This is a genomic window from Shinella pollutisoli, assembly GCF_024609765.1.
In the GTDB taxonomy this organism is placed as follows: domain Bacteria; phylum Pseudomonadota; class Alphaproteobacteria; order Rhizobiales; family Rhizobiaceae; genus Shinella; species Shinella pollutisoli.
Genome location: NZ_JANFDG010000009.1, coordinates 89,723 through 114,368 on the forward strand (window position 1 = coordinate 89,723; position 24,646 = coordinate 114,368).

A 24,646-nucleotide genomic window follows, 5' to 3' on the forward strand; every position below is an offset into this window, starting at 1 on the left:
CTTGAAGAGCAGGCGGGCGGCTTTTTCGTGCCTAGGCCCCGGGCGCGATCAAGGCGACCTTCGGGAAGTAGGTGCGGTAGCGCTCCACGTCGCGGGTGATCAGCGTCAGGCCGGAAACGGCAGCATGGGCGCCGATGAAGAAATCCGGAAGCACCCCCGTCCGGCCGCCGCCCGACTTCCGGTAGGCCTGGAAGGCCTTGCCGGCGAGGAAGAGGGCGGGCCTGGGCGTCGGCAGGTGCAGGAGCTCGGCCGCCGCCAGCATCGCATCCAGATCGGCGATGTCGCGATAACGCACCGAAAGCTCGGCATAGACGACGTCGTTTATGGCAAGCGGGCCGTCGAACGACGCCGCTTCCAACGTCGCCTGCGACCAGTCGGCCCAGACCGGGTCTTCCGTCACGAGATCGAGGAGCACGTTCGTGTCGACGAGGAACATCTCATTCCTCGCCGCGCGTCAGCGCCATGATCTCCTCCGTCGTCATGCCGGCGCCGGCGTGGCCCCGAAGCCGGCAAAAGCGGCTTTCCGGCCGCTTGCCTTCCGCCGGCACGAGAACGACGCTGCCGTCCTGCCGCCGGCGGAACTCGACCTTGCTGCCGGGCCGAATGCCGAGAAGCTCGCGGACGGCCTTCGGGATCGTGACCTGGCCCTTGCTGGTGACCGTCGTGCGCATCGCCTGTCCGGTATTACCTCGTTTCATCACGGTATTACCTCTAGCACCGCCCGCCTCGATTGTCACGCCGCCCGCCGCATCCTATCTAAGCAGCGAACAGGAGGATGCCATGAGCGAGACATCGACGTTGAAGGTTCACAAGAGCAAGGACGAGTGGCGGGAGATCCTGACGCCCGAGCAGTTCCGCATCACCCGCGAGCACGGCACGGAGCGGGCCTTCTCCAGCCCGGACTTCGACCTTTCCAGGAAGGGCACCTATCGCTGCATCTGCTGCAACCGGCCGCTCTACCGCTCGGAGGCGAAGTACGATTCCGGCACCGGCTGGCCGAGCTTCACCCGGCCGATCGAGCCCGGCGCCGTCACCGAGCATACGGACCGTTCCTACGGCATGACGCGCACCGAGATCCGCTGTGCGGACTGCGACGCCCATCTCGGCCACGTCTTCCCGGACGGGCCGCCGCCGGCGGGCCTGCGCTACTGCATGAACGGGGTGGCGCTCAGCTTCGATCCGGACTGACCAGCTTCAGCTCCATGCAGGCGAGGTCGAGCCAGCGACCGAACTTGATGCCGACCTCCTCGAAGCGGCCGACATAACGGAAGCCCAGCGCCTCGTGCAGGCGGATCGAGGCGGCGTTCTCCGCCTCGATGCCGGCGATCATCACGTGGATGCCGCCCGCAGCGGCGCGTTCGATCAGCGCCGCCATCAGCCGGCGGCCGATCCCGAGGCCGCGCGTGTCGCCGCGCACGTAGACGGAATGCTCGACCGTGTGGCGGTAGCCGTCGAAGGCGCGCCACTCGCCGTAGGAGGCGTAGCCCAGCACCGCGTCGCCGCGCACGGCGGCGAGGACGGGAAAGCCGCGGTCGCGCCGGGCCGAAAGCCAGGCCCTGCGGTTGTCGAGGTCGACCGGCATCTCGTTCCAGATCGCCGTGGTGTTGGCGACGGCGTCGTTGTAGATGGCGAGGATGCCCGGCAGGTCGGCCTCGCCGGCGTCGCGTATCTCGATCTCCATGCCCCGGCCCCCGTTTTTCCGCCGGGCTTATAGAGCATTTCCGATGACGGTGGGAAGCGGTTTCGGCGCCGGGTCCGGCTCAGAGCCCGGCCGGCGCGGAGACGACGCTGGAGAGAACCGCCGAATAGTGGACGGCGGCGGCGGCCACGACGAAGCCGTGCCAGATCGCGTTCTGGAAGCGCAGCCGCTCCCAGACGTGGAAGACGACGCCGACCGAATAGAGCACGCCGCCGACGACGATCAGCGCCAGCGTGGCGGCCGGAAGCCTGGTGGCGAGCGGTCCCGCCGCCATCACGCCGCTCCAGCCCATGGCGAGGTAGAGGCCGATCGCCAGCCGGTCGTAGCGCCCGGGGAAGAGGAATTTCAGCGTCGCGCCCGCGCCCGCCGCGATCCAGATGCCGGCGAGCATCGCCGCCAGGAACGGATCGTCGATGCCGCGCTGCAGGAAGGGCGTGTAGGTGGCGGCGATCAGCACGTAGATCGCCGCGTGGTCGAAGCGGCGCAGGTGCCACTTCACCTTCGAGACGGGCCAGAGATTGTAGGCGAAGGAGATGCCGAGCGACAGGATGAGGCCGGTGCCGTAGACAAGGGCCGCCGCGAACTGCCCGCCGGAGGCGAAGACGGCGGCATAGAAGACGAGCGCCGTGACGCCGACGAGCGCAAGCACGACGCCGACGCCGTGCACGATGCCGTCGGCGATCAGCTCGTGCCGGTCATAGCGCCACTTGATGCCCTCGATCTCCACGCCGATGCTCCCACGCCTCATATCGCCAGGGCCTGCGTCTTGCCCCTTCTCCCCGGCGGGGGAAGGTCGCGGCAGCGGATGAGGAGGACGCCGCAGATGCCGGCTTCGCCCGCCTCATCCGGCCCTACGGGCCACCTTCTCCCCGGCGGGGAGAAGGGAACGGTGACGTCATTCCGAGCGCCCATGGTGCCGCGTTCGGCCGGCGGGGGCAAGGCCGAATGCTACTGCCCGGCGATGCATTCCGCGCAGAGCGCCGCATGCGGCACGGCCTTGAGCCGCGCCTCGGCGATCGGCTCGCCGCACTTGGCGCAGACGCCGAAGGTGCCGGCGGCGATGCGGTCGAGCGCCGCCTCGATCGCCTCCAGCTCCTTGAGGCCGGTATGGCCGAACTCCTCCAGCACCTCGTCATTCTCCCGCTCGATCGCCCGGTCGGAGCTGTCGGCGCTCTTCAGCGTGTCGAGGTCCCGGTCGATCTTGTTCAGGCGGCGGTAGAGCTCGCGCTTGCGGTCGAGCAGAATGTCCTTGTACTGCGCCGGGTCGGCCATGTCCGGGCCTCCTTTCCTGTCTCTCTTCAAAGGCGTCACGGCAAGCCTAGCGCGCGGCAGGGCCGCCGCATTGACCGAGATCAAGATTCACCACCCTGACCGTCAACGCCCTGTTGACGCTAAATCGCCGAAACACGATCTTCCGTGAACGGCGACCGTCCGCCATATTCCTCCTCGACAGAAAGGTTTCCAAGAGGAAACCGCAACGGGACAAGACGATGACGGACCTCGACAGACGGACATTCCTCGGCGCAGCCGCCGGTATCGCCGCCGCGCAGGCCCTGCCCGTCCGCGCGGAGAACAGCACCATGACCCAGCCCGCAACGCATGCCCTCGACATGCCGGCCTTCGTCGACCATTCGCACCTGACGGTCGTCGACCTGCCGATGGTCTCGGCCTTCTACCGGAAGGTCATGGGGCTCTCGGTCCTCGACGGCACCACCTCGGGCGAGACGCTCGGCGTCGCCGGCCGGCCGCTCGTCACGCTGACGACCGGAGCGAGGGCGGCGCGCGCGCCGCGCACGGCGCCGGGCCTCTTCCACACGGCCTTCCTGGTGCCGAGCCGCGCCGAGCTCGGCCGCTGGCTGGCGCACGCCGCCCACAACAACGTGCCGCTCACCGGCGCCTCGGACCATCTCGTCAGCGAGGCGATCTACCTCGACGACCCGGAGGGCAACGGCATCGAGATCTATCGCGACCGCGACCGCTCGGAATGGACCTACGCCGCCGACGGCACGGTGAAGATGGCGACGCAGCGGCTCGACCTGCAGGCGCTCTACGACGAGGCGCCGAAGGACGGCTTCTCCGCCCAAGCGGACGGCACGGCGATCGGCCACATCCACCTGCAGGTCTCCGACATCCCCGAGGCGGACGCCTTCTTTCGCGACGTGCTCGGCCTCGACCTGATGGCGCGCTATCCGGGCGCGAGCTTCTTCGCCACCGGCAAGTACCACCATCATGTCGCGGCGAACGTCTGGAACTCGCGCGGCCAGCCGAAGCGGGAAAGCGGCATGACCGGGCTTTCCGACTACACGATCCGCTTCAACGATGCCGGAAAGCTCGCAGCGGCGACAGCGAAGCTCGACGAGATGGGGATCGCGACGACCCGGACGGGCGACACCGTCTCGCTCACCGACCCGTGGGGGATCGGGCTCAGGCTTGCCGCCTGAGCCGCCGGGTCTCAATCGTAGAGATAGTGCGCCGCCCAGTCGGCGCGCGGCACCTTGCCGCCGATCCTGTACTTGAACGCCTTGACGGCGAGCCGGTCGGCGCTCGCCTCGCAGCGGTAGGAGAGCCGGTACCACTCGCCCCTGCTGCGGAACACCGCGCCCCTGGTCTTCAGCGTCGTGCCGGCGAGCTTCGGGTCGCCGAAGGCATAGGCGATGACCTTGTCCGGGCGGAAGCCGTTCTTCGCCGCGCCGATCCGGTCCATCGCCTCGATGTCGCAGCGCTGCTCCAGCCGCTCGTCCGGCGTCAGCTTCTGCAGCTGGCTGCGCACGCGCGCGTCGATCGTCCCGGCCGACGCCGCCGTCGACGCGAGAGCGAATGCTGCGAGCACCATGCAGGAATGCAATCTCAAACCGTCACCTCCTTCTCATGCCGTCCGTGACGACGTCCTGCTTCGAAGCGGGCAGACATAGGCCCATTGCAGGGGACGGGGCAAGCAATCGCGGCGGGAAAAGGCGGACATGGTGCTTTGCGGAGGGTAGGCCAGCATATGCGGCTTTGCCCCTCACCCTAACCCTCTCCCCGCAGGCGGGGAGAGGGGACGCGGCCTGCGAGACGACGATGATCTCGGAAAACGGTGCGGCAAATCTCCTTCTCCCCGCCTGCGGGGAGAAGGTGGCTGGCAGGCCGGATGAGGGGCAGCACACTCCCATCCGGTTGTCTCTGCCGCGCATGGGGACCCTTTCCCGCTTGATGCGGAGCACCGCGGTCTCTATCTCTCCTCACCACCGTCCCGATTTGCCGGAGTGATGCCTTGCCCGCCTTCCAGAACCTGCCCGCCGCCCCCGTCGCGAAGAAGAAGCCCTTCGCGGACACCCGCCACGGCATCACCCGCAGCGACGACTATGCCTGGCTGCGCGACGACAACTGGCAGGCGATGTTCAAGAACCCGTCGATCCTCGACCCGGAGATCCGCGCGCACCTTGAGGCGGAGAACGCCTACATGTCCGCCGCCATGGCCGACACGGAGGCGCTGCAGAAGGTGCTGTTTGCCGAGATGCGCGGGCGCATCAAGGAGGACGACAGCTCCGTGCCGGTGAAGGACGGTCCGCACGCCTACGGCACATCTTACGTCACCGGCGGCGAGCATCCGCGCTATTTCCGCGAGCCGCGCGAGGGGGGCGAGCGCACCGTGCTCCTCGACGGCGACAGGGAGGCGGCGGGCAAGGGCTATTTCCGCCTCGCCGGCCTCGACCACTCGCGCGACCATGCGCTCGGCATCTGGGGCTACGACGACAAGGGCTCGGAATATTTCACGCTGAAGGTGCGCGACCTTGCGACCGGCGAGGACCGGCACGACGTCGTCGTCAACACCGGCGGCGACGGGGTCTGGGCGCCGGACGCGAAGAGCTTCTTCTACACCGCGCTCGACGAGAACCACCGCCCGTCAAAAATCTTCCACCACATCCTCGGCGAGCCGCAGGAGAAGGACCGGCTCGTCTACGAGGAGAAGGACGCCGGCTTCTTCATGTCGGTCGGCGGCTCGCTGCTCGACGACTTCATCTATATCGACATCCACGACCACGAGACGAGCGAGTACCGGCTGATCCCGACCAAGGACCTCCTGGCCGACCCGGTCGTCGTCGCGCCGCGCCAGACGGGGCTCGAATATGCGATGACGGAGGGCGGCGACGTCTTCTACATCCTGACCAATGCCGACGGCGCCAAGGACTTCAAGATCATGGAGGCGCCGGTCGCCACGCCCGAGCGGGAGAACTGGCGCGAGGTCGTGCCGCACCGGCCGGGCACGCTGATCCTCAGCCACATGGCCTTCGCCCGCCATCTCGTGCGGCTGGAGCGGCACGAGGGCCTGCCGCGCATCGTCGTGCGCGAGCGGGCAAGCGGGAAGGAGCACGAGATCGCCTTTTCGGAGGAAGCCTATTCGCTCGGGCTCTCGGGGGCGGCGGAATACGACACGGACGTCATCCGCTTCTCCTATTCGTCGATGACGACGCCCTCGCAGCTCTTCGACTACGACATGGCGACGCGCGAGCGCACGCTGCTCAAGACCCAGGAAGTGCCCTCCGGCCACGATCCGGACGACTACGTCACCCGCCGCGTCTTCGCGCCTGCGCCGGACGGCGAGCGCGTGCCGGTCACCCTGCTCTACCGCAAGGACACGGCGCTCGACGGCACCGCACCCTGCCTGCTCTACGGCTACGGCGCGTACGGCATCACCATCCCCGCCTCCTTCAACACCAATTGCCTGTCGCTCGCCGACCGCGGCTTCGTCTATGCCATCGCCCATGTGCGCGGCGGCAAGGACAAGGGATTCGCCTGGTACGAGGACGGCAAGATGGCGAAGAAGACCAACACCTTCACCGACTTCATCGCCGCGGCGGACCATCTCGTCTCGGAGAAATTCACCTCCCACGACCGCATCGTCGCCGAGGGCGGCTCGGCGGGCGGCATGCTGATGGGGGCGGTCGCCAACATGGCGCCGGAGAAGTTCGGCGGCATCATCGCCGCCGTGCCCTTCGTCGACGTGCTCAGCACGATGCTGGACGACACGCTGCCTCTGACGCCGCCGGAATGGCCGGAATGGGGCAATCCGATCGAGAGCAGGGAGTTCTACGACCTGATGGCCTCCTACTCGCCCTATGACAACGTGGCGGAAAAACCCTATCCGGCGATCCTCGCGCTCTCCGGCCTCACCGACCCGCGCGTCACCTACTGGGAGCCGACGAAATGGGTGGCGAAGCTGCGCGAGAAGACGACCGGCTCGGCGCCGATCCTCCTGCGCACCAACATGGACGCCGGCCACGGCGGCGCCTCCGGCCGCTTCCAGCGGCTGGAGGAGATCGCGTTCGAGTATGCGTTCGCGATCAAGGTTGTTGGGAAGATGGGGTAAGGCCGCTTTCCCCCCTCTGCCCTGCCGGCCGTTGGAATTGCGAGGGCGCTTCCCGCCCCTTCTCCCCGGCGGGGAGAAGGTCGCGGCAGCGGGATGAGGGGGACGCCGAAGGCGCAATTGCGGTGCGTTCCACCCCCTCATCCGACCCTTCGGGCCACCTTCTCCCCGCCGGGGAGAAGGGGAAGCGGCAACGTCGCATCCATATGCGGGCCGCATCCTACCGGAACGCCGCCACGCAGGCCTGCAGGTCGCCGAGCATGGCGCTGGAGCCCTTGAGGCTCACGGTCGCGTCGCCGAGGCGCAGCCGGCTGCCGCGGCGCAGCGCGTCCACCACGGCGCGGTCGCTGCCGAGGTCGTAGGCGATCTCCTGCCGCCCGTAGGCGGTGCCGCGCACGTCGTAGGCGCGGCCGTCGTCGACCCGGTAGCGGCCGTCGACGGCGTGGCCGTCGCGGTAGTCGTAGGACGTGTCCTCGAAGCCGAAGGTCAGGCGGCCGTCGGGATACCAGCGGAAGCTCGCATGGCGGCCGCCGCCCTCGCCGCGCCGCGCCCGGCAGTTGGCAAAGCGCCGGTCGCCGGAGAAATCGGCGACGACCTCCCAGCCGCCGACCGTGCGCACCTTGCGGTAGGGATCGGCCGCCGCACCGTAGCCGTCGCCGGCGTCGTGGGCGCCGTGCGCCTCGTCGGCCGAGTAGGCGCCGTCCGCGTCGTGCGACGCCGAGGCGTGCTCGCGGACCGGGAAATCGCGCAGCACGTCGCGGTAGCGGTCGTAGAGGCCGAGGCGGCGGACGTCGACGAACTCGAACTCGTAGTCCTCGCCGGAGCGCGCGCTGCGGTCGCGGAAGCGCACGAGGCCGCGGAAGCTCAGGCAGCCCCTGCCGCAATCGACCTCGTCGACATATTCGCGGGCGCTGTCGTCCGGCGTCTTGACGGCCAGCGCAAGCCCGTGGCGGCGCTCCCCGTCGATCGCGCGGAACATCAGCGACTGGGCATGGCCGCGCCGGTCCTCGTCGAAATAGGCGTAGATGGCGCGTTCCTCGCTCGGGCTCAGGTCGTCCTCGCCGGCGACATGGATGCGGCGCTCGGGGATGCTCGCGCCGGTGATGACGTTGCGCAGCCGCTCGTGCGAATAGACGGTCGAGAAATAGGAGACGTCGTCGCAGCTTTGCGGCGGGAACCAGAAGCGGAAATCGAGGAGCACGAGCTGGCCGTCCCTGTAGCGGTCGGCAAGATGCCGGTCCTCGCCGTCGAAGGCGAGCCGTCCGCAGGGATCGTGCCGGTCGTTGGCGAAGGAGAGATAGGCGATGCTGCCGTTGTCCTCGCGCTCGCGGTCGAGGCGGCGGCCCAGCAGCGCGATCTTGCGCTCGGCGACATAGGCGAAGACGCCTTCAGGGTAGCGGGAGAGGTAGCGCTCGTAGCCCTCGCGGTTGTCGGCGAGCGCGGCGAACTCGTAGAAGGCGACCTCCGCCGCGTCGGCCTTGCCGTCCTTCGCGCCGAAGGCGAGCCCGCCGTAGTCGCCGCCGCTCTCCCAGGTCTCCTGCCGGCCGCCGCTGCGCTCCCTGACGATGTCGCGGACGCGGCGGAAGACCTCTTCCAGCGAGGCGCCGGGCACGCTGACGGCGTCGACGAAGGCCGAGGCGAAGGGGCTGACCGGCGTGCCGTCTTGGCCGCCGACCGTGCCGGGGGCGGCGGCATAGGCGTAGTGCAGGCCGTCGCCGTCCTTCGGGCGGGCGAGCCCGTCCCCGATGTCGGGCAAGAGCAGGTAGGGGTTTTCGTGCGCGGCGTCGAGGAGGACGACCTTGAGGCCGGTGCCGACCGGCCTCAGCGCCTCGGCGACCTGCGAGACCGGCAGCGAGCGGCTGCGCAGGCCGGTGCGGGTGCGCCCGGAGGCGTCGACCGGCAGCAGGTAGTTCTCGCCGTCGATCTGCACGGCATAGCCGGAATAGTAGACGAAGATGACCGGGTTCTCCGCCTTCTCGGCGAGGCGGGTGAAATTGTTGAGCGCCGAGAACATGCCGAGCTGGTCGAGGTCGTTGACGCGGGTCACGTCGAAATCGGCGCGCTCCAGCGCCTCGCCGACGAGGTCGATGTCGTTTTGCGGGTTCTCCAGCGGCTCGGCGTCCTCGTAGTCGGCATTGCCGATCAGGAGCGCATAGCGCTGCTGCCCGGCGCCGAGCGCCGGCGGCGCGAGAAGGAGAAGGACCGCGGCGACGAGCGCCCCGAACGCCTGAAAGATACGTCCCTGCACGACAGCCTCCCTGACGGCGGCGCACGGGCCATCCCGCGGCGCGTTCCGCTGAGGAAGGAACGGCGGGAGCCGCCCGCTTATTCAGCAAGTCGTGATTTTCCGTCGCCGCCGGGATTAAGAGACCTTCAACGAAACTGTACGAGTGTGCGGTGAGAGGTTGGTCCGGCCCGCCGTCCGTCGAGGACCGGCGGGATCGGGCGTGGAAAGGGTTTCTGAGAATGTCCCGCGTCGAGGCTGCACCGAAGGTCTATGTCGTGTCCCTGGCGCGCATGCCGGAGCGCAGGAAGGCCATCGCCGAGCAGCTCGCGCGCCACGGCGTCGACTTCACCATCGTCGACGCGGTGGACGCCCGGCAGGCCGATCCGCAATGGCTGCGCGAGCAGGTGGACGAGGCGGCGATCCTGCGCAATGCGGGCCGCGCCCTGTCGCCGCCGGAGATCGGCTGCGCGCTGTCGCACCGGCTGATCTACCGCGAGATCGTCGAGAAGGGCGAATGCGGCGCGCTGGTGCTGGAGGACGACGTGACGCTGCCGCCGCAATTTTCCGAGGCGCTCGCCTATTTCCGCAAGGCCGGCCCGGCGCTCGCCGACCGCTGGGCGGTCTACCAGCTCGGCTGGTCCTGGGTGACCGTGCTGATCCTGAGATTGCGCACGGCGACGCGCGTCGGCCCGCGCGTCCGCTTCGCCGAGCGCATCCGCTGGCTGTCGCCCGAGGTCTGGGGGACGTTCGGCTATTACATTACCCGCCGGGCGGCGAGCGAGATCCTCGTCTCGCCGAAGGCGGAGACCTTCGCGGACCACTGGTCGCTCTGGGAAAGGCGCGCGCAGGGAACGATCTATATCTCCTCGCCGCAGACCGTCGTCCACCCGCCGATCAGCCAAGGCAGCGAGATCCAGGATGCGCGCTCCGAGCTTGTGGATGCCACGAAGGGCATCGACGTCTGGTGGCGCCGCCTCTACGACCGCCAGAAGGGCCGCGCCATCGGCTGGAGCATGAAGCTCATCCGCCCGCTCGCCCAGCGCATCCTGTGACGCCATGACCGGCGCGCCCTCCCGCAAGCTCCCCTCCCCGCCGGTCGCAGAGGCCGGGCCGGTGCTGCGCGTGCTCGCCGACGCGGCCGCGATGGACGCCGCCGCCGCGGCCTGGCAGGCGCTGGAGCGGCGCGCCGCCGACGGGCTCGGCTACTTCCAGGGCTTCGACTGGTGCCGCAAGTGGATCGCCGCCTTCGGCGGGGAGCGCCTGCGGCCGGAGATCCGCACCGTCTGGCAGGACGGGCGGCTCGTCGCGCTCTGGCCGCTGATGCGCGAGGACGGCCGCATCCGCCGCCTCGTCCCGCTCGGCGCGCCGCACACGCAATATGCCGGCCTGCTCGTCGACCCCGCGCTCGACGCCCGGGCGCTCGATGCGGTCCGCGCCCTTCTCGGCGACGGCCTCACGGCGGGCGGCCACGACCTCGCCCTCCTCGAGAGCGTGCCGGAGGGCTCGCCGCTCGCCGCCCTGCTTGCGGCCCATCCGCCGCTTGCCGGCAAGACGGACGCGGCGGCGATGCTCGATCTGTCCGCCTTCGGCTCGGCCGACGGCTACACGGCCGCGCTCAGCAAGACGCAGCGGCGCAACCGCAACCGGCGGCGCAACCTGCTGTCGCGCACGGGAGCGCTTTCCTTCGAGGTGCTGTTTCCCGGCGATCCGGGCTTTGCGCCGGCGCTTGCCGAATGCCTGCGCCTGAAGCGCGAATGGCTGCGCGAGACGGGCCGGCTCAGCATCGGCCTCGGCCAGGCGGGCGTCGACGGCTTCCTCGCCTCGCTTACCGGCAGCCGGCAGGCGCGCGCGGGCGCCTGCCTCTCGGTGCTCTCCGCCGGCGGGCGGCTTGCGGCGGGCGAGCTCGGCTTCCTCCACCACGGCCACTACTACGCCTATCTCGGCGCCTTCGACTGGGCGCTGCGCGAGGCCTCGCCCGGCAAGGTGCAGATGGACATGACCGTCGCCTGGCTGATCGGCGAGGGCGTCTCCACCTACGACCTCCTCGGCAACGCCGCCGACTACAAGGAGGCCTGGAGCAACCGGACGCTGCGGCTCGATACCTATGCCGTGCCGGCGAACCTCACCGGCCGGGCCTATGCGGGGCTGTGGACGGCGCGGCTCAGGCCCGGGCTGAAGCGGCTCTACGAATCGATGCCGCACACGCTGCGCCGGCTCGCGCAATTCGGCCAGAGCCTCGGCCTCGTGGTGATGATCGCCTGACGCGGGCTTTTTCTTTCCGCAGGAAGACCCTATCTGAGGGAGAACGACGAGGGCTTACGCCCTACCCCCCTCTGCCCTGCCGGGCATCTCCCCCTCAAGGGGGGAGATTGGAAAGTGGCACCGCCTCGCCCCCAGCCGATCTCCCCTCTTGAGGGGGAGATGGCCGGCAGGCCAGAGGGGGTATCGCGCAAGCGATCACGCAACGGAAAGGACGGACGGCCATGGACAATGCGACGACGGACACGCGCCCTGCCGCCTTCGACAACAGCTATGCCCGGCTGCCGGCCGCCTTCTTCTCGGCCGTCGAGCCGACGCCGGTCGCCGATCCGCGCCTCGTCGCCTTCAACCGGCCGCTCGCGGAAGAGCTCGGCCTCGACGCGGACGCCTTCGAGCGGCACGGGGCGGCCTGGCTTTCCGGCAACCTGCCGCCGCCGGGCGCGCTGCCGCTCGCCATGGCCTATGCCGGCCACCAGTTCGGCCAGTTCGTGCCGCAGCTCGGCGACGGGCGGGCGATCCTCATCGGCGAGGTGATCGACCGCACGGGCCGCCGCCGCGACATCCAGCTCAAGGGCGCCGGCCAGACCCCCTATTCGCGCCGCGGCGACGGGCGCGCCGCCCTCGGCCCGGTGCTGCGCGAATATATCGTCAGCGAGGCCATGCACGCGCTCGGCATCCCGACGACGCGGGCGCTCGCCGCCGTCACCACCGGCCAGCCGGTCTACCGCGAGCGCATCCTGCCCGGCGCCGTCCTCACCCGCGTCGCCGCGAGCCACGTGCGCGTCGGCACCTTCCAGTTCTTCGCCGCCCGCGGCGACATCGAAAACCTGCGCGTGCTCGTCGACTACGTCATCGGCCGGCACTATCCGCAACTGCGGGACGCCGAGCGCCCGGCGCTCGCGCTGCTCGACGCGGTCGCGGCGCGGCAGGCGGCGCTGATCGCCAAATGGCTCGGCGTCGGCTTCATCCACGGCGTGATGAACACCGACAACATGACGATCTCCGGCGAGACCATCGACTTCGGTCCCTGCGCCTTCATGGACCGCTACGACCCGCGCACCGTCTATTCCTCGATCGACCACGGCGGGCGCTACGCCTACGGCAACCAGCCGATGATCGGGCAATGGAACATCGCCCGCCTCGCCGAGGCGCTGCTGCCGCTGATCGACGCCGACCAGGACAAGGCGGTCGACGCGGCGAACGCCAGCGTCTCCGGCTTCATGGAGCGCTTCCAGGCGGAATGGAAGGCGGTGATCCGCGCCAAGACCGGGCTCGGAGAGACCGAGGAGGAGGGCGACCAGCAGCTCGTGCGCGACCTGCTCTCCGTGCTCTTCGGGGGCAAGGCCGACTTCACCCTCGCCTTCCGCCGCCTTTCGGACGCCGCCGAAGGCGACGCGGCCGACGAGGCGCTCGAACGCCTGCTGCAGGCGCCGGCGCGCCTGGCGCCCTGGCTTGCCGCCTGGCGGGCGCGGCTTTCGCGCGAGGAAACGCCGCCCGGAGTGCGCGCGGCGGCGATGCGCAAGGTGAACCCCGCCTTCATCCCGCGCAACCACAAGGTCGAGGAGGCGCTGACGGCGGCCGCCGACCACGGCGACTTCTCGCTGTTCTTCGCGCTCAACGACGTGCTGGCGAGGCCCTACGAGGACCAGCCGGCCTTCGCCGCCCATGCCGAGCCGCCGAAGCCCGGCGAGGAGGTCACCGCGACCTTCTGCGGAACGTAAGGTTGATTGCCGCCGCCGGCGCCCTAGTTCACGGATGTCCACCCACCGAACGCAGGGCCGGCCTCCGGCGCCGTCCCCGCAAACGAGGACTGACGCATACGGACTATGAGGGTGCCGTTTCCCTTCTCCCCGCCGGGGAGAAGGTGGCCCGGAGGGTCGGATGAGGGGGTGAAACGGGCCGCGGCGATCCTGATTTCGCTTGGCACGCGTTCCCCCTCATCCCGCTGCCGCGACCTTCTCCCCGCCGGGGAGAAGGGGGGAAGACGCACCTTCATAATTTCATATGCACCGGTCCTGCCCCAGAGACGGAGACCGCCATGCTGCTCACCCTCACCGCCCTCCTCCTCGCCCTCATCGGACTGGTGCTGACGGGCGGCGGGGGATGGCTCGCGGCACTCGGCGGCAGCCTCTACTACGTCATCGCCGGCCTCGCCTTCCTCGTCACCGCGTTCCTGCTCTTCCGACGCAGCGCGGCGGCGCTGTGGCTCTACGCGCTGATCGTCGTCGGCTCGCTCGGCTGGGCGGTCTGGGAGGTCGGCTTCGACTGGTGGCAGCTCGGCCCACGCGGCGGGGTCATCGTGCTTCTCGGCCTGTGGCTGATGCTGCCCGCCATCCGCCGGCCGCTCGGCTTCACGAGCCCCACCGGCACGCACTATCCGGCGAGCCTCGTGCCGCTCGCCGTCGCCAACCTGCTGGCGATCGTCGTCGCCGGCTATGCGATGACGCAGGACCCGCACGACCTCGGCGGCACGCTGCCGACGGAGATCGTCAACGCCAGCCCCGCGCTCGGCGGCGACGTGCCGGCGGGCGAATGGCACCAGTACGGCCGCACGCCCTACGGCCAGCGCTATTCGCCGCTTGACCAGATCAACCGCGACAACGTCGCCGACCTCAAGGTCGCCTGGGAATACCACACCGGCGACGTGCGCCTGCCCGACGACGTCGGCGAGACCACCTACCAGGTGACGCCGCTCAAGGTGGGCGACACGCTCTATCTCTGCACGCCGCACAACTGGGCGATCGCCATCGACGCGGCGACGGGCAGGGAGAAGTGGAAATACGATTCCAACTCCGGCATGAACCCGGACCGCCAGCACCAGACCTGCCGCGGCGTCACCTACCATGCCGACCCGGCCGCGAGCTTCTGCCCGGCCCGCGTCTACCTGCCGACCTCCGACGCGCGGCTGATCGCGCTCGACGCGGAGACCGGCGAGGTCTGCACGGGCTTCGCCGAGAACGGCGTGCTTCGGCTCGAGACCGGCATGCCCTACAATCCCGCCGGCTACTACTATTCCACCTCGCCGCCCGTCATCGTCGACCGCAAGATCATCATCGGCGGGGCGGTCAACGACAACTATTCCACGCAGTCGCAGTCGGGCGTGATCCGCGCCTTCGACGTCGATTCGGGCGAGCTCATCTGGAACTGGGATTCCGGCAACCCGGACGTCACCACGCCGCTGCCGGAGGGCCAGACCTACACGGCCAACTCGCCGAACTCCTGGTCGGTCTTCAGCTACGACGCGGCGCTTAACCTCGTCTACATCCCGCTCGGCAACCAGGTGCCGGACCAGCTCGGCATGGGCCGCAGCGAGCATGTCGAAAAATATTCCTCGTCCATCGTCGCGCTCGACATCGCCACCGGCGCGGTGCGCTGGGTGCGCCAGACCGTGCACCACGACCTCTGGGACATGGACGTGCCGGCGCAGCCGGTGCTGGTCGACCTCACCCGCGACGGCGCGACCGTGCCGGCGCTCGTCGGCCCGACCAAGCAGGGCGACGTCTACGTGCTCGACCGGCGCACCGGCGAGCCGATCATCCCCGTGCGCGAGGAGCCGGCGCCGACCGGCGCCATCCCCGAGGACTTCACCGCGCCGACGCAGCCCGTCTCCGACCTCACCTTCCGCCCCGAGCCGCTCCAGGAGAGGAACATGTGGGGCATCACCATGTTCGACCAGCTCGCCTGCCGCATCGACTTCCGCTCGCTGAAATACGAGGGGCGCTACACGCCGCCCTCGCTCCAGGGCACGCTCGTCTATCCCGGCAATTTCGGCACTTTCAACTGGGGCTCGGTGGCGGTCGACCCGGAGCGGCAGGTGATGTTCGGCATGCCGACCTACCTCGCCTTCACCGCCCGGCTGGTGCCGCGCGAGGAGATCCCGCCGAAGGGGCAGGACGAGAAGGGCTCCGAGCAGGGGCTGAACCGCAACGAGGGCGCGCCCTACGGCGTCTACATGGGGCCGTTCCTCGGGCCGCTCGGCATTCCCTGCCAGGCGCCGCCGTGGGGCTATGTCGCCGGCGCCGACCTCGCGACCGGCAAGATAGCCTGGAAGCACAAGAACGGCACCGTCTACGACATGACGCCGCTGCCGCTGCCCTTCAAGGTGGGCGTGCCGGGCATCGGCGGGCCGATGATCACCAGGGGCGGCATCGCCTTCCTGGGGGCTGCGGTCGACAACTACCTGCGCGCCTACGACGTGACGAGCGGCCTGCAGCTCTGGGAGGCGCGCCTTCCGGCCGGCGGCCAGGCGACGCCGATGACCTATACGGCGGGCGACAGGCAATATGTGCTGATCGTCGCCGGCGGGCACGGCTCGGTCGGCACCAAGGCGGGGGATTCGGTGATCGCCTACACGCTGCCGTAAGTCCCGCAAAAGGCTGGCGTGCCAATGTCTCCCCGATGTTTTTCAGGGAGACATTTTCCATGAAGATCGACAGCGGCATGCACATGGCCTACATGCCCGGCCGCCAGGCCGCGCGGCAGGACAACAGCATCAGCGCCGGCGGCGAGGCGGATGCCCTCCCGCGCCGGGGCGCGCCGACCGTCGGTCCCTCCATGCCGATGCCCGCCGGCCTCGCCAACGCGCTCTGGCTCGCCGCCGCGCGGCGCGACGAGGAGGCGAAGGCGGCGAGCGACGGCCTCGCCGCCGAGTTCATGGAGCTTTCGCGCATGACGGCGGCCGAGCGGCTGCGCAAGGAGATGCTCGACGCGCTGGGCCTCACGGAGGAAAGCCTGGCGTCCCTGCCGCCGGACGAGCGCGCGGCCATCGAGGCGGACATCCGCCGCGCCGTCAAGGAGCAGCTCGGCATCGACGAGACGGCGGAGGCGACGCAGCAGGCGGCGGAGGCTGCCGAAGCCTGAGCGGATTTTCGCCGCACGCCCCGTTGACAAATCCGCGGATTCGGGGAATATCGCCGCCATGATCAAGAACACGCCCATCGCCGCGCAGTATTTTTGGCTGTTCCCATAGGGAGCGGCCGTTCGATCATGTCGACAAGCCGCCATCGGGCGGCTTTGTTGTTTTCGGGCACCTGATGGCGGTAAAACCCCAAGGAGCCCCCGCCATGCACAGCACCGTCCTCAAGCTCGAACCCGTCCAGCCGGCCGAACGGCCGCCGCTCGTCACCATCCGCGCCGCCCGCCCCGGCGACCTGCAGCAGATCCTCGACATGATCGCGCTGCACGCCGAATGCCATGGCGACACGGCGAGGATCTCCGCCGCCGATCTCGACCGCGACCTGTTCTCCGAGCGGCCCTGGATCACCGCGCTGGTGGCCGAGGCGGGCGGCCGGCTGATCGGCTACGCGCTGCTGGCCCCGCTGTACCGGGCGATGGAGGGCGTGCGCGGCATGGAGCTCAACCAGCTCTTCGTGCGCCGCGACCACCGCGGCCACGGCATCGGCCGCCACCTCGTCTCCCGCGCCCGCGAGCACGCCCGCCTCTCCGGCTGCGGCTACCTCTCCGTCAGCGCCGCCACCGGCAATTTCCAGGCCCACCGCTTCTACGAGACCATGAACTTCCGCGCCGGCCCGGTCACCGGCATGCGCTACGTGCAGTCGCTGGGGTAGAACAAATTTGCACGTCCATCTGGACGCGCGGCACTCTATAGGCCGGCGGCCTTGCGGAGCGCGTCGTTCATGCGCGCCTGCCAGCCCTTGCCGGTCGCCTTGAAATATTCGATCACGTCCGGGTCGAGGCGAATGGAAACCTGCCGGCGCGGGCTCTCCGCCGGCGGACGGCCGCGCTTACGGCGGACGGCCTCGCCGAAGGTCATGGGGCGACGTGCGCTTTTCTCGCTCAGTTCCTCGTCGTCGGGGTCGCCGGCGATCTGGCGCTGGATCTCCGCCTCCTCGGCATCGTCGATGTCGCGAAGGTGGCGTGGAAGCCTGCTCATAGGGTTCTCCTTTCCTTTCGCGATGCCCGGCGCATGGACACGACGGAAAGCGCTTGCGTGCCGAGCAGCTCGAAGATCACCGTGACGACGGTTCCGCGAAAGACGCCGATCGCCATCAGCCGGCCCTTCTTCGCCTCGAAGACCGTCGCCGCCTCGAAGAAATCCATGGTCAGGTCGGCCATGTCCAGGCCGCGCTCCTGCAGCGTCTTCGCGCGCTTGGGCGGATCGAAGGTGATCTTCATCGACTCATATCAGCGCATCCGTCCGCGAATGCAAGAATAAAAGTGATACAAAAAATCCTCGTACTCACCGCGCCGGGATCGCCTTGAGATAGGCGGCGATCGCCTCGCGGTCGGCGGCGGGCAGCGCCGCGAGGTTCTTCTGCACGGCGACCATCGCGCCCCCGACGCTGTCGAACTCGGGCGTGAAGCCGGTCTCGAGGTAGCTCGCGATGTCGCCTTCGCTCCAGCCGCCGAAGCCGCCCTCGCGCGGGGTGATGTTCGGCACCCTGCCCTCGCCGCCCTCCGGGTTCGGGGCACCGGCGAGCCACTGGTCGGTCTTCAGCCCGCCGAGGATGTCGCGCGGCGTGTGGCACTCGCCGCAATGGCCGGGGCCTTCCACGAGGTACTGGCCGTGGCGGACCTTCTCGTCGGCGTCGGAAAGCGTCACGCGCGGCGCCTCGTCGAGATAGAGGCGCTTCCAGCCGCCGAGCGACAGGCGGACGTTGAAGGGGAACGGCAGGTCGTGCTCCGGCGCGACGTCGGCGCTCTTCGGCAGGGTCCCCAGATAGGCGTAGAGGTCGGCGATGTCCTGCACCGTCATGCGGCTGTAGGAGGCATAGGGGAAGGACGGGTAGAGGTGCTCGCCGTCCCGGCCGGTGCCGCGCTTCATCGCGTCGCCGAACTCGGCGAGCGTCCAGGCGCCGATGCCGGCCGTCTCGTCCGGCGAGATGTTGGGCACGTGGAAGGTACCGAAGGGGCTCTTCAGCGCCAGCCCGCCGGAAAGCACCGTCTTCCGATCGTCCGGCGCGCCCGGCGCGGCGTGACAGCTCGAACAGCCGCCGGCGTGGAAGATGCGCTCGCCGTTGGCGAGGTCCGGCGCGCCGGCCGAGGCCCAGACCTCGGCGGGCAGCCGCTCCGGCGCGGTGACATAGAGGAAGGCCGCGACGGCGAGCACCGCCACCATCACCAGGCCGGTTGCGATTTTCCTGAGCGTCATGCACCCTTCTCCGTCGTGATAGAAAAAGCCGCCTGCCCGGAAAAGGCAAGCGGATACCCCCTCATCCGGCCCTTCGGGCCACCTTCTCCCCGCCGGGGAGAAGAGGAAACGAGAGGTTGGCACCCCTTTCCTTCTCCCCGGCGGGGAGAGGGTGCCGGCAGGCGGATGAGGGGGCCTGCCGGCGAACGGACATATCCGTTTCAGGGTCGGGGACGGCCTACCGCGTCACTTCTTGACGCGGTAGACCTCATGACAGCCGCCGCAGTTCTTGCCGATCGCGCCCAGCGCCGCCCCCACGCCCGCCTGGTCGGCCGGAAGGCTCGCCAGCGCCGCCTCGGCATCGGCGGCGAGCCGGTCGGCCTTCGCCTTGAAGTCGTCCGGAGCCTCCCAGATCTTCGGGCTCGCCTCGGTCTCGGCACCCGTCTCGCTGCCGGCCGGGAACTGTTCCGGGAAGGCCCGCGCGACCTCGCTCATCGTCGCCAGCGACGCCTTGACGATCTCCGCGTCATAGGGTTTCTCGCCCTTGGCGATGCCCGACAGCGCGCCCATCGCGCCGCCGACCTTCTTCATCATGTCCTGGCGCACGACCTGCGGCTCGCCCGCCGCGAGGACGGCGCCCGCGCCAAGGCCCGCAAGCGCGGCGGCGACGGCCAAAGTCTTGAATTTCATCAATTACTCCCGATTGTTTTCGGCATTCCGCCGGTTGGACGATGCGCCGGCATGATTGCACTTTGGGGGGCCGAGGGAAGTAAAATCTTCTTGAAACGGAAAACCCCGGCCGCGGGCGGCCGGGGTCGGGAATGCTGCTGTGCGAGGCGCGACGCCCTCCCCTCGACGGGAGGATCGGAGCGAAGCCCCGGGGCGGGGCGACGCGGCGAACGCGACGCCGGCGCCTTCCCATCACGGAGGAGGCGGAATGCCTTACTTCGTGGCTTCCTCGTAGCGCTCCAGCACGTAATCCCAGTTGACCAGGCTGTCGACGAAGGCTTCGAGGTACTTCGGCCGGGCGTTGCGGTAGTCGATGTAGTAGGAATGCTCCCAGACGTCGACGCCGAGGATCGGGGTGGCGCCGTGGACGAGCGGGTTCTCGCCGTTCGGGGTCTTGGAGATGGCGAGCTTGCCGTCCTTGACCGAGAGCCAGGCCCAGCCGGAGCCGAACTGCGTCGTGCCGGCGGCGATGAAGTCGGTGCGGAACTTGTCGTAGCCGCCGAGGTCGCTGTCGACGGCCTTCTGCAGGGCGCCCGGCAGGCTCTTGCCGCCGCCGCCCTTCTTCAGCCACTTCCAGAAATGGACGTGGTTGTAGTGCTGGCCGGCATTGTTGAACAGGCCCTGGTTGGTGCCGTAGGACTTCTTGACGATCTCCTCCAGCGAGAGGTCGGCAAGGCCCGCCTCCTCGGCCAGCTTGTTGCCGTTGTCGACATAGGCCTTGTGGTGCTTGTCGTGGTGATATTCGAGCGTCTCGCGCGACATGTAGGGGGCGAGCGCGTCGTAATCGTAGGGAAGCGGCGGAAGTTCGAAGGCCATGGTGCATTCTCCTCTTGGGCGGGCGGAATTTTCTCAATGAAATCCGTGAGTGGAACATAGGAGCGGCAACCGGGAGAGGCAACCGCCGCCGTTGCGAAATTTGCGTTACGGCAGGAAAATCCTTGCGCGCCCTCAGGCGTCGCCGTCCGAGCGCGCCCAGTCGAGGTAGAGGTCGCGCGCCTTGGCGCCGATCGTGCCGTGCGGCAGGTCGCGCTCCTCGAAGCGGGTCACCGGCGCGATCTTCGAATAGTTGCCGGAGGTGAAGATCTCGTCGGCGGCCGCGAAATCGGCGAGCGTCAGCACCGTCTCCACCACCTCGAAGCCGGCGGCGCGCAGCAGGCCGATGACGCGCGCGCGGGTGATGCCGGCGAGATAGGTGCCGTTCGCGGCCGGCGTGAAGACGACGCCGTCCTTGACGATGAAGACGTTGGAGGAGCCGGTCTCGGCGACGTTGCCGAGCATGTCGCGCACCAGCGCGTTGTCGAAGCCGCGGCGGCGGGCCTCAGTGAGGATGCGGGCGTTGTTGGGATAGAGGCAGCCCGCCTTGGCGTCGGTCGGCATCGATTCGACGGTCGGCCGGCGGAAGGGCGAAACGGTGAGCGAGGCGCCCGCCTCCGGATCGCCCATCGGCGCCTCGAACAGGCAGAGCGCGAAGCGGGTCGACTCCGGGTCGGCCTGCACCATGCCGGCCGTCCCGTGCTCGGCCCAGTACATCGGCTTGATGTAGAGCGCGGTGCGGCCGTCGAACTTCTCGATGCCCTCCCGGGCGAGGCCCTCGATCTCCTCGGCGGTCATCGTCGCCTTCAGCCCCAGCGCCTCGGCGGAGCGGTTGACGCGGCGGCAGTGCAGGTCGAGGTCGGGCGCGATGCCGTCGAACCAGCGCGCGCCGTCGAAGACGGTGGAGCCGAGCCACATGGCATGCGAGGTGGGGCCGATCAGCGGCGGGTTGCCGGAAAGCCATTCGCCGTCCACGAAGGTCCAGGTGGCGGTGCGCGGGGACGTGTCGACGGGCATGGCGGGGCTCCTTTTCGTTCTTCCTCTGCCTTCGGCCAGACGGGCGGGCTTGTCCATTCAAGATGTTGAATGGGTGCGTCAGGGAGCGTGATGGGTGACGGCGATCATGCCCCTCATCCGGCTGCCGCCACCTTCTCCCCGCAGGCGGGGAGAAGGGGAATGCGGCAACGGTTTCCACTTCCACCGTCTCCTTAGGAAGCCGGTCCGGCATCTCTCCTTCTCCCCGCCTGCGGGGAGAAGGTGCCCGGCAGGGCGGATGAGGGGCAGCGTCCTGTTCCCCTCTCCCGCAGCCCGTGCCATAGAACAGGCGACCAGGAGAGCACGGCCATGCGCGCGATGTATTACGAGGCCTTCGGGGCAACCCCCGAGATCCGCAACCTGCCGGACCCGGCGCCGGCCGAGGACGGGGTGGTGATCAAGGTCGAGGCGACGGGGCTCTGCCGCAGCGACTGGCACGGCTGGATGGGCCACGACCCGGACATCCGCCTGCCGCACGTGCCGGGCCACGAGCTCGCCGGCATCGTCGTGGCGGCCGGCAGGGCCGTCTCGCGCTTCCGGCAAGGCGAGCGCGTGACGGTGCCCTTCGTCTCCGGCTGCGGCCATTGCGGCGAATGCCGCTCGGGCAACCAGCAGGTCTGCGAGGCGCAGTTCCAGCCGGGCTTCACGCACTGGGGGTCGTTCGCCGAATATGTGGCGATCGACCATGCCGACCACAATCTCGTGCCCCTGCCGGAGAGCATCGACTTCGCCACCGCCGCGAGCCTCGGCTGCCGCTTCGCCACCGCGTTCCGCGCCGTCGTCGACCAGGCGAGGGTGACGGGCGGCGAGTGGGTCGCCGTCCACGGCTGCGGCGGCGTCGGCCTGTCGGCGATCATGATCGCCGCGGCGCTCGGGGCGAACCCCGTCGCCATCGACATTTCGCAGGAGAAACTGGATTTCGCGCGGAAGATGGGCGCGGTGGCGACGGTCGACGCGCGGGCGGTTGCCGACGTGGCGGAGGCGGTGCGCGAGATCACCGGCGGCGGCGCGCACGCCTCGCTCGACGCTCTGGGCTCGCCCGTCACCTGCTTCAACTCGATCCGGAACCTGCGCCGGCGCGGGCGGCACGTGCAGGTGGGGCTGATGCTCGCCGACCATGCGACGCCACAGATCCCGATGGCGCAGGTGATCGGCCACGAGCTCACAATCTACGGCAGCCACGGCATGCAGGCCTGGCGCTACGACGCGATGCTTTCGATGATGGCGGCCGGGCGGCTTGCGCCCGAGCGGCTGATCGGCCGGCACATCGGCCTCGACGAGGCGGTGCCGGCTCTGATGGCGATGGACCGCGCGGCCGACACCGGCATCAGCGTGATCACGCGGATGGGCCCGGCCGATTGACATTCCTCCGTCCTTGACCACCAATGCGCTGTTTTCGCAGCGCATTCCGAAGGATTCCCCGACCGTGTCCCATGCCGCCTATGTCTTCGACGCCTACGGCACCCTGTTCGACGTGCACGCCGCCGTGCGCCGGCACGCGGGCGACGTCGGGCCGGACTACCAGCGCGTCTCCGAGATGTGGCGGGCCAAGCAGCTCGAATATTCCTGGACGCGGGCGCTGATGGGGGCCTATGCGGACTTCTGGCAGCTCACCGAGCAGGCGCTCGACTACACGCTGGAGCGCATCGGCGGCGTCGACCCGACGCTCCGGCAGAAGCTGCTCGACGCCTACTGGAAGCTCGACTGCTACCCCGAGGTGCCGGCGGTGCTGAAGGCGCTGAAGGGGCGCGGCGCGCATGTGGCGATCCTCTCCAACGGCTCGCCGGACATGCTGCGCTCGGCCGTCGACAATGCCGCGCTCGGCACCGTCATCGACGACATCTTCTCCGTCGACGCGCTCCGGACCTACAAGACCGCGCCCGCCGTCTACGACCTCGTGACGACGGCCTACCGGCTCTATCCGGACGTCGTCTCCTTCCAGTCCTCCAACCGCTGGGACGTGGCGGGGGCGACGAGGTTCGGCTTCCGCACGGTCTGGATCAACCGCGCCGGCCTGCCGGACGAATATCCGGACCTGAAGCCCTCGCTGATCCTGCCCTCGCTCGAAAGCCTCTGACATGGCCTGGTCCGCCGCGCGCTACCTGGCCTTCGAGGACGAGCGGACGCGGCCGGCCCGCGACCTCCTCGCCCAGGTGCCGGCCGACCTCGTCGCCGGCACCGTCTACGACCTCGGCTGCGGGCCGGGCAACTCGACGGAACTGCTGGCGAAGCGCTTCCCCGGCCGCGGCGTGCGCGGCGTCGACAATGCCCCCGACATGCTGAAGGCGGCGCGGGCAAGGCTGCCCGGCATCGATTTCGTCGACTGCGACCTCGGGCGCTGGAGCCCGCACGAGCCGGCGGCGCTGCTCTTCGCCAACGCCTCGTTCCAGTGGCTGCCGGACCATATGGGCCATCTCTCGCGCATGATGGACGGCTTGCGGCCGGGCGGCGTGCTCGCCGTGCAGATGCCGGACAATCTCGCCGAGCCCTCGCACCTGCTGATGGAGGAGAGCGCCGTCGTCGGCCCGTGGCGGCAGGCTTTCGCCGACGGCACGCCGCGGCGAAAGCCGCTGCCGCCGCCGGCCGCCTATTTCGACGCGCTCGGGCCGAGGGCCGCGCGCCTCGACGTCTGGCACACGGTCTACAACCATCCGATGGCGGATGCGGCGGCGATCGTCGACTGGGTGCGCGCAACGGGGCTCCGGCCCTATCTCGACCGGATCTCGCCGGCGGTCCATGCCGATTTCCTCGCCGACTACGAAGGCCGTATCGCCGCGGCCTATCCGCCGATGGCGGACGGACGGCGGCTGTTGCGCTTCCCGCGGCTGTTCATTCTCGCCGTGAAGGGGTGATGGAGAGCGATTGCCCCTCATCCGGCCTGCCGGCCACCTTCTCCCCGCAAGCGGGGAGAAGGTGATTTGCCGCATCGCTTTCCCTCATCATGACCGTTTCGCAGGGCACGTCCCCTCTCCCCGCTTGCGGGGAGAGGGTTAGGGTGAGGGGCAAGACGACACGTCGGCTCCGCCCGCCCCTCAGATGAACTGGCTGAGGCCGGGGACGGAGTTCACCACCTCGTCCACCACCTCGTCGCCGGCGTGCTCGCGGGCGATCGCGATGGTCTGCTTGGCGAGACCGCCGATCTCGCCCATGCCGAGGCCCTGGCTCATCAGCTGCTGGCCGAGGCCCATCACGCCGCCGCCGCCGAGCGCGCCGAGGAGGCCGCCGAGCAGCCCCTCGCCCTGGCCTTCGCCGTTGTACTTGGCGACCAGCTCGGAGGCGCCGGGGATGGCCTCGATCATCTTTGCCACGGGGCCATCGGCCGCCTCGCGCTGGAGGAAGCCGAGCATCATGCCCATGGCCTTCTCCGCAAGCGCCGGCTCGATGCCGACGGCGTCGGCGACACGGGTGACGAGTTCGTTCATGGAATCCTCCTGGATATGCAGATTG

Annotated in this window: 26 protein-coding genes; 12 read left to right on the plus strand and 14 right to left on the minus strand. The window is 69.4% G+C overall.

Annotated elements, in window-relative coordinates; translation table 11 throughout:
• Window positions 1-31: 31 nt before the first annotated feature.
• Both NNZ72_RS09590 and NNZ72_RS09595 read right to left on the minus strand, forming a co-directional pair.
• Window positions 32-436, minus strand: coding sequence for a type II toxin-antitoxin system VapC family toxin (locus tag NNZ72_RS09590; protein ID WP_257315067.1), 405 nt, complete (start codon window positions 434-436; stop codon window positions 32-34).
• 1 nt (window position 437) lies between these two features.
• Complete coding sequence (locus NNZ72_RS09595) at window positions 438-671, minus strand: AbrB/MazE/SpoVT family DNA-binding domain-containing protein (RefSeq protein ID WP_257315131.1); 234 nt, start codon at window positions 669-671, stop codon at window positions 438-440.
• A gap of 109 nt (window positions 672-780) precedes the next feature.
• On the opposite strand from NNZ72_RS09595, the gene msrB reads away from it, so the two are divergent.
• Window positions 781-1,188 (plus strand): peptide-methionine (R)-S-oxide reductase MsrB, encoded by a 408-nt coding sequence (gene msrB, locus NNZ72_RS09600; RefSeq protein ID WP_257315068.1) that lies wholly within the window; start codon window positions 781-783, stop codon window positions 1,186-1,188.
• Here msrB and NNZ72_RS09605 read toward each other — a convergent pair.
• The 3 genes from NNZ72_RS09605 to NNZ72_RS09615 form a co-directional block, all read right to left on the minus strand.
• Window positions 1,169-1,681 (minus strand): GNAT family N-acetyltransferase, encoded by a 513-nt coding sequence (locus NNZ72_RS09605; protein WP_257315069.1) that lies wholly within the window; start codon window positions 1,679-1,681, stop codon window positions 1,169-1,171. The two genes, msrB and NNZ72_RS09605, sit on opposite strands and share 20 nt — an antisense overlap.
• Window positions 1,682-1,760: 79 nt before the next feature.
• Window positions 1,761-2,426, minus strand: coding sequence for a PAQR family membrane homeostasis protein TrhA (trhA, locus tag NNZ72_RS09610; RefSeq protein WP_371747745.1), 666 nt, complete (start codon window positions 2,424-2,426; stop codon window positions 1,761-1,763).
• 221 nt (window positions 2,427-2,647) lie between these two features.
• Window positions 2,648-2,971: a TraR/DksA family transcriptional regulator gene (locus NNZ72_RS09615; RefSeq protein ID WP_257315071.1), complete on the minus strand. Its 324-nt coding sequence runs from the start codon at window positions 2,969-2,971 to the stop codon at window positions 2,648-2,650.
• A gap of 308 nt (window positions 2,972-3,279) precedes the next feature.
• On the opposite strand from NNZ72_RS09615, the gene NNZ72_RS09620 reads away from it, so the two are divergent.
• Window positions 3,280-4,140: a VOC family protein gene (locus NNZ72_RS09620; RefSeq protein ID WP_257315133.1), complete on the plus strand. Its 861-nt coding sequence runs from the start codon at window positions 3,280-3,282 to the stop codon at window positions 4,138-4,140.
• Window positions 4,141-4,151: 11 nt separating this feature from the next.
• On the opposite strand, the gene NNZ72_RS09625 is transcribed toward NNZ72_RS09620, so the two are convergent.
• Complete coding sequence (locus tag NNZ72_RS09625) at window positions 4,152-4,532, minus strand: DUF930 domain-containing protein (protein WP_306766241.1); 381 nt, start codon at window positions 4,530-4,532, stop codon at window positions 4,152-4,154.
• Between the two features lie 420 nt (window positions 4,533-4,952).
• Between NNZ72_RS09625 and NNZ72_RS09630 the strand changes: the two genes are divergently transcribed.
• A complete protein-coding gene (locus NNZ72_RS09630; protein WP_257315073.1) occupies window positions 4,953-7,049 on the plus strand; it encodes a S9 family peptidase in 2,097 nt (698 codons plus the stop codon).
• A gap of 217 nt (window positions 7,050-7,266) precedes the next feature.
• Here NNZ72_RS09630 and NNZ72_RS09635 read toward each other — a convergent pair whose 3' ends face one another.
• Window positions 7,267-9,294: a caspase family protein gene (locus NNZ72_RS09635; protein WP_257315074.1), complete on the minus strand. Its 2,028-nt coding sequence runs from the start codon at window positions 9,292-9,294 to the stop codon at window positions 7,267-7,269.
• Window positions 9,295-9,512: 218 nt separating this feature from the next.
• Between NNZ72_RS09635 and NNZ72_RS09640 the strand changes: the two genes are divergently transcribed.
• From NNZ72_RS09640 to NNZ72_RS09665, 6 genes are all read left to right on the plus strand, one after another.
• On the plus strand, window positions 9,513-10,325 hold the full coding sequence (locus NNZ72_RS09640; RefSeq protein ID WP_257315075.1) for a glycosyltransferase family 25 protein: 813 nt from the start codon (window positions 9,513-9,515) through the stop codon (window positions 10,323-10,325).
• 4 nt (window positions 10,326-10,329) lie between these two features.
• On the plus strand, window positions 10,330-11,535 hold the full coding sequence (locus NNZ72_RS09645) for a GNAT family N-acetyltransferase (protein WP_257315076.1): 1,206 nt from the start codon (window positions 10,330-10,332) through the stop codon (window positions 11,533-11,535).
• Between the two features lie 221 nt (window positions 11,536-11,756).
• Entirely contained in the window at window positions 11,757-13,253 is a 1,497-nt protein-coding gene (locus NNZ72_RS09650) for a protein adenylyltransferase SelO (RefSeq protein ID WP_257315077.1), read from the plus strand.
• Between the two features lie 317 nt (window positions 13,254-13,570).
• Window positions 13,571-15,895 (plus strand): glucose/quinate/shikimate family membrane-bound PQQ-dependent dehydrogenase, encoded by a 2,325-nt coding sequence (locus NNZ72_RS09655; RefSeq protein WP_257315078.1) that lies wholly within the window; start codon window positions 13,571-13,573, stop codon window positions 15,893-15,895.
• A 59-nt stretch (window positions 15,896-15,954) separates the two neighbouring features.
• Entirely contained in the window at window positions 15,955-16,392 is a 438-nt protein-coding gene (locus NNZ72_RS09660) for a hypothetical protein (protein ID WP_257315079.1), read from the plus strand.
• A 203-nt stretch (window positions 16,393-16,595) separates the two neighbouring features.
• Window positions 16,596-17,099, plus strand: a complete 504-nt coding sequence (locus tag NNZ72_RS09665; RefSeq protein ID WP_257315080.1) for a GNAT family N-acetyltransferase — start codon at window positions 16,596-16,598, stop codon at window positions 17,097-17,099.
• A gap of 35 nt (window positions 17,100-17,134) precedes the next feature.
• On the opposite strand, the gene NNZ72_RS09670 is transcribed toward NNZ72_RS09665, so the two are convergent.
• The 6 genes from NNZ72_RS09670 to NNZ72_RS09695 all read right to left on the minus strand — a co-directional run bounded on the left by NNZ72_RS09670 (window position 17,135) and on the right by NNZ72_RS09695 (window position 21,181).
• Complete coding sequence (locus tag NNZ72_RS09670) at window positions 17,135-17,425, minus strand: BrnA antitoxin family protein (RefSeq protein ID WP_257315081.1); 291 nt, start codon at window positions 17,423-17,425, stop codon at window positions 17,135-17,137.
• Entirely contained in the window at window positions 17,422-17,667 is a 246-nt protein-coding gene (locus NNZ72_RS09675) for a BrnT family toxin (protein WP_257315082.1), read from the minus strand. Before NNZ72_RS09675 ends, NNZ72_RS09670 begins: the two co-directional genes overlap by 4 nt.
• A gap of 64 nt (window positions 17,668-17,731) precedes the next feature.
• Window positions 17,732-18,643, minus strand: a complete 912-nt coding sequence (locus tag NNZ72_RS09680; protein WP_257315083.1) for a cytochrome c — start codon at window positions 18,641-18,643, stop codon at window positions 17,732-17,734.
• A gap of 225 nt (window positions 18,644-18,868) precedes the next feature.
• Window positions 18,869-19,312: a c-type cytochrome gene (locus NNZ72_RS09685; protein ID WP_257315084.1), complete on the minus strand. Its 444-nt coding sequence runs from the start codon at window positions 19,310-19,312 to the stop codon at window positions 18,869-18,871.
• A gap of 252 nt (window positions 19,313-19,564) precedes the next feature.
• The gene (locus NNZ72_RS09690; RefSeq protein WP_257315085.1) at window positions 19,565-20,167 is read right to left on the minus strand and encodes a superoxide dismutase; all 603 of its coding nucleotides are present in this window, start codon (window positions 20,165-20,167) and stop codon (window positions 19,565-19,567) included.
• A gap of 132 nt (window positions 20,168-20,299) precedes the next feature.
• Window positions 20,300-21,181: a branched-chain amino acid aminotransferase gene (locus NNZ72_RS09695; RefSeq protein ID WP_257315086.1), complete on the minus strand. Its 882-nt coding sequence runs from the start codon at window positions 21,179-21,181 to the stop codon at window positions 20,300-20,302.
• 327 nt (window positions 21,182-21,508) lie between these two features.
• Between NNZ72_RS09695 and NNZ72_RS09700 the strand changes: the two genes are divergently transcribed.
• From NNZ72_RS09700 to tam, 3 genes are all read left to right on the plus strand, one after another.
• On the plus strand, window positions 21,509-22,561 hold the full coding sequence (locus NNZ72_RS09700) for a zinc-dependent alcohol dehydrogenase family protein (RefSeq protein WP_257315087.1): 1,053 nt from the start codon (window positions 21,509-21,511) through the stop codon (window positions 22,559-22,561).
• A gap of 64 nt (window positions 22,562-22,625) precedes the next feature.
• Window positions 22,626-23,276: a haloacid dehalogenase type II gene (locus NNZ72_RS09705; protein WP_257315088.1), complete on the plus strand. Its 651-nt coding sequence runs from the start codon at window positions 22,626-22,628 to the stop codon at window positions 23,274-23,276.
• Window position 23,277: 1 nt separating this feature from the next.
• Window positions 23,278-24,051, plus strand: a complete 774-nt coding sequence (gene tam / locus NNZ72_RS09710) for a trans-aconitate 2-methyltransferase (protein WP_257315089.1) — start codon at window positions 23,278-23,280, stop codon at window positions 24,049-24,051.
• A 180-nt stretch (window positions 24,052-24,231) separates the two neighbouring features.
• On the opposite strand, the gene NNZ72_RS09715 is transcribed toward tam, so the two are convergent.
• Entirely contained in the window at window positions 24,232-24,621 is a 390-nt protein-coding gene (locus NNZ72_RS09715; RefSeq protein WP_257315090.1) for a hypothetical protein, read from the minus strand.
• Between the last annotated feature and the right edge of the window lie 25 nt (window positions 24,622-24,646).

Bases quoted from the DNA above. Each gene is read 5' to 3' on its own strand.
- NNZ72_RS09655 (WP_257315078.1), top strand. From the start codon at position 13,571: ATGCTGCTCACCCTCACCGCCCTCCTCCTCGCCCTCATCGGACTGGTG.
- NNZ72_RS09660 (WP_257315079.1), top strand. From the start codon at position 15,955: ATGAAGATCGACAGCGGCATGCACATGGCCTACATGCCCGGCCGCCAG.
- NNZ72_RS09685 (WP_257315084.1), bottom strand. From the start codon at position 19,312: ATGAAATTCAAGACTTTGGCCGTCGCCGCCGCGCTTGCGGGCCTTGGC.
- NNZ72_RS09595 (WP_257315131.1), bottom strand. From the start codon at position 671: ATGCGCACGACGGTCACCAGCAAGGGCCAGGTCACGATCCCGAAGGCC.
- NNZ72_RS09675 (WP_257315082.1), bottom strand. From the start codon at position 17,667: ATGAAGATCACCTTCGATCCGCCCAAGCGCGCGAAGACGCTGCAGGAG.
- NNZ72_RS09625 (WP_306766241.1), bottom strand. From the start codon at position 4,532: ATGGTGCTCGCAGCATTCGCTCTCGCGTCGACGGCGGCGTCGGCCGGG.
- tam (WP_257315089.1), top strand. From the start codon at position 23,278: ATGGCCTGGTCCGCCGCGCGCTACCTGGCCTTCGAGGACGAGCGGACG.
- NNZ72_RS09605 (WP_257315069.1), bottom strand. From the start codon at position 1,681: ATGGAGATCGAGATACGCGACGCCGGCGAGGCCGACCTGCCGGGCATC.
- NNZ72_RS09640 (WP_257315075.1), top strand. From the start codon at position 9,513: ATGTCCCGCGTCGAGGCTGCACCGAAGGTCTATGTCGTGTCCCTGGCG.
- NNZ72_RS09670 (WP_257315081.1), bottom strand. From the start codon at position 17,425: ATGAGCAGGCTTCCACGCCACCTTCGCGACATCGACGATGCCGAGGAG.
- NNZ72_RS09590 (WP_257315067.1), bottom strand. From the start codon at position 436: ATGTTCCTCGTCGACACGAACGTGCTCCTCGATCTCGTGACGGAAGAC.
- NNZ72_RS09615 (WP_257315071.1), bottom strand. From the start codon at position 2,971: ATGGCCGACCCGGCGCAGTACAAGGACATTCTGCTCGACCGCAAGCGC.
- NNZ72_RS09680 (WP_257315083.1), bottom strand. From the start codon at position 18,643: ATGACGCTCAGGAAAATCGCAACCGGCCTGGTGATGGTGGCGGTGCTC.
- NNZ72_RS09700 (WP_257315087.1), top strand. From the start codon at position 21,509: ATGCGCGCGATGTATTACGAGGCCTTCGGGGCAACCCCCGAGATCCGC.
- NNZ72_RS09690 (WP_257315085.1), bottom strand. From the start codon at position 20,167: ATGGCCTTCGAACTTCCGCCGCTTCCCTACGATTACGACGCGCTCGCC.
- NNZ72_RS09645 (WP_257315076.1), top strand. From the start codon at position 10,330: ATGACCGGCGCGCCCTCCCGCAAGCTCCCCTCCCCGCCGGTCGCAGAG.
- NNZ72_RS09620 (WP_257315133.1), top strand. From the start codon at position 3,280: ATGACCCAGCCCGCAACGCATGCCCTCGACATGCCGGCCTTCGTCGAC.
- msrB (WP_257315068.1), top strand. From the start codon at position 781: ATGAGCGAGACATCGACGTTGAAGGTTCACAAGAGCAAGGACGAGTGG.
- NNZ72_RS09715 (WP_257315090.1), bottom strand. From the start codon at position 24,621: ATGAACGAACTCGTCACCCGTGTCGCCGACGCCGTCGGCATCGAGCCG.
- NNZ72_RS09695 (WP_257315086.1), bottom strand. From the start codon at position 21,181: ATGCCCGTCGACACGTCCCCGCGCACCGCCACCTGGACCTTCGTGGAC.
- NNZ72_RS09650 (WP_257315077.1), top strand. From the start codon at position 11,757: ATGGACAATGCGACGACGGACACGCGCCCTGCCGCCTTCGACAACAGC.
- NNZ72_RS09665 (WP_257315080.1), top strand. From the start codon at position 16,596: ATGCACAGCACCGTCCTCAAGCTCGAACCCGTCCAGCCGGCCGAACGG.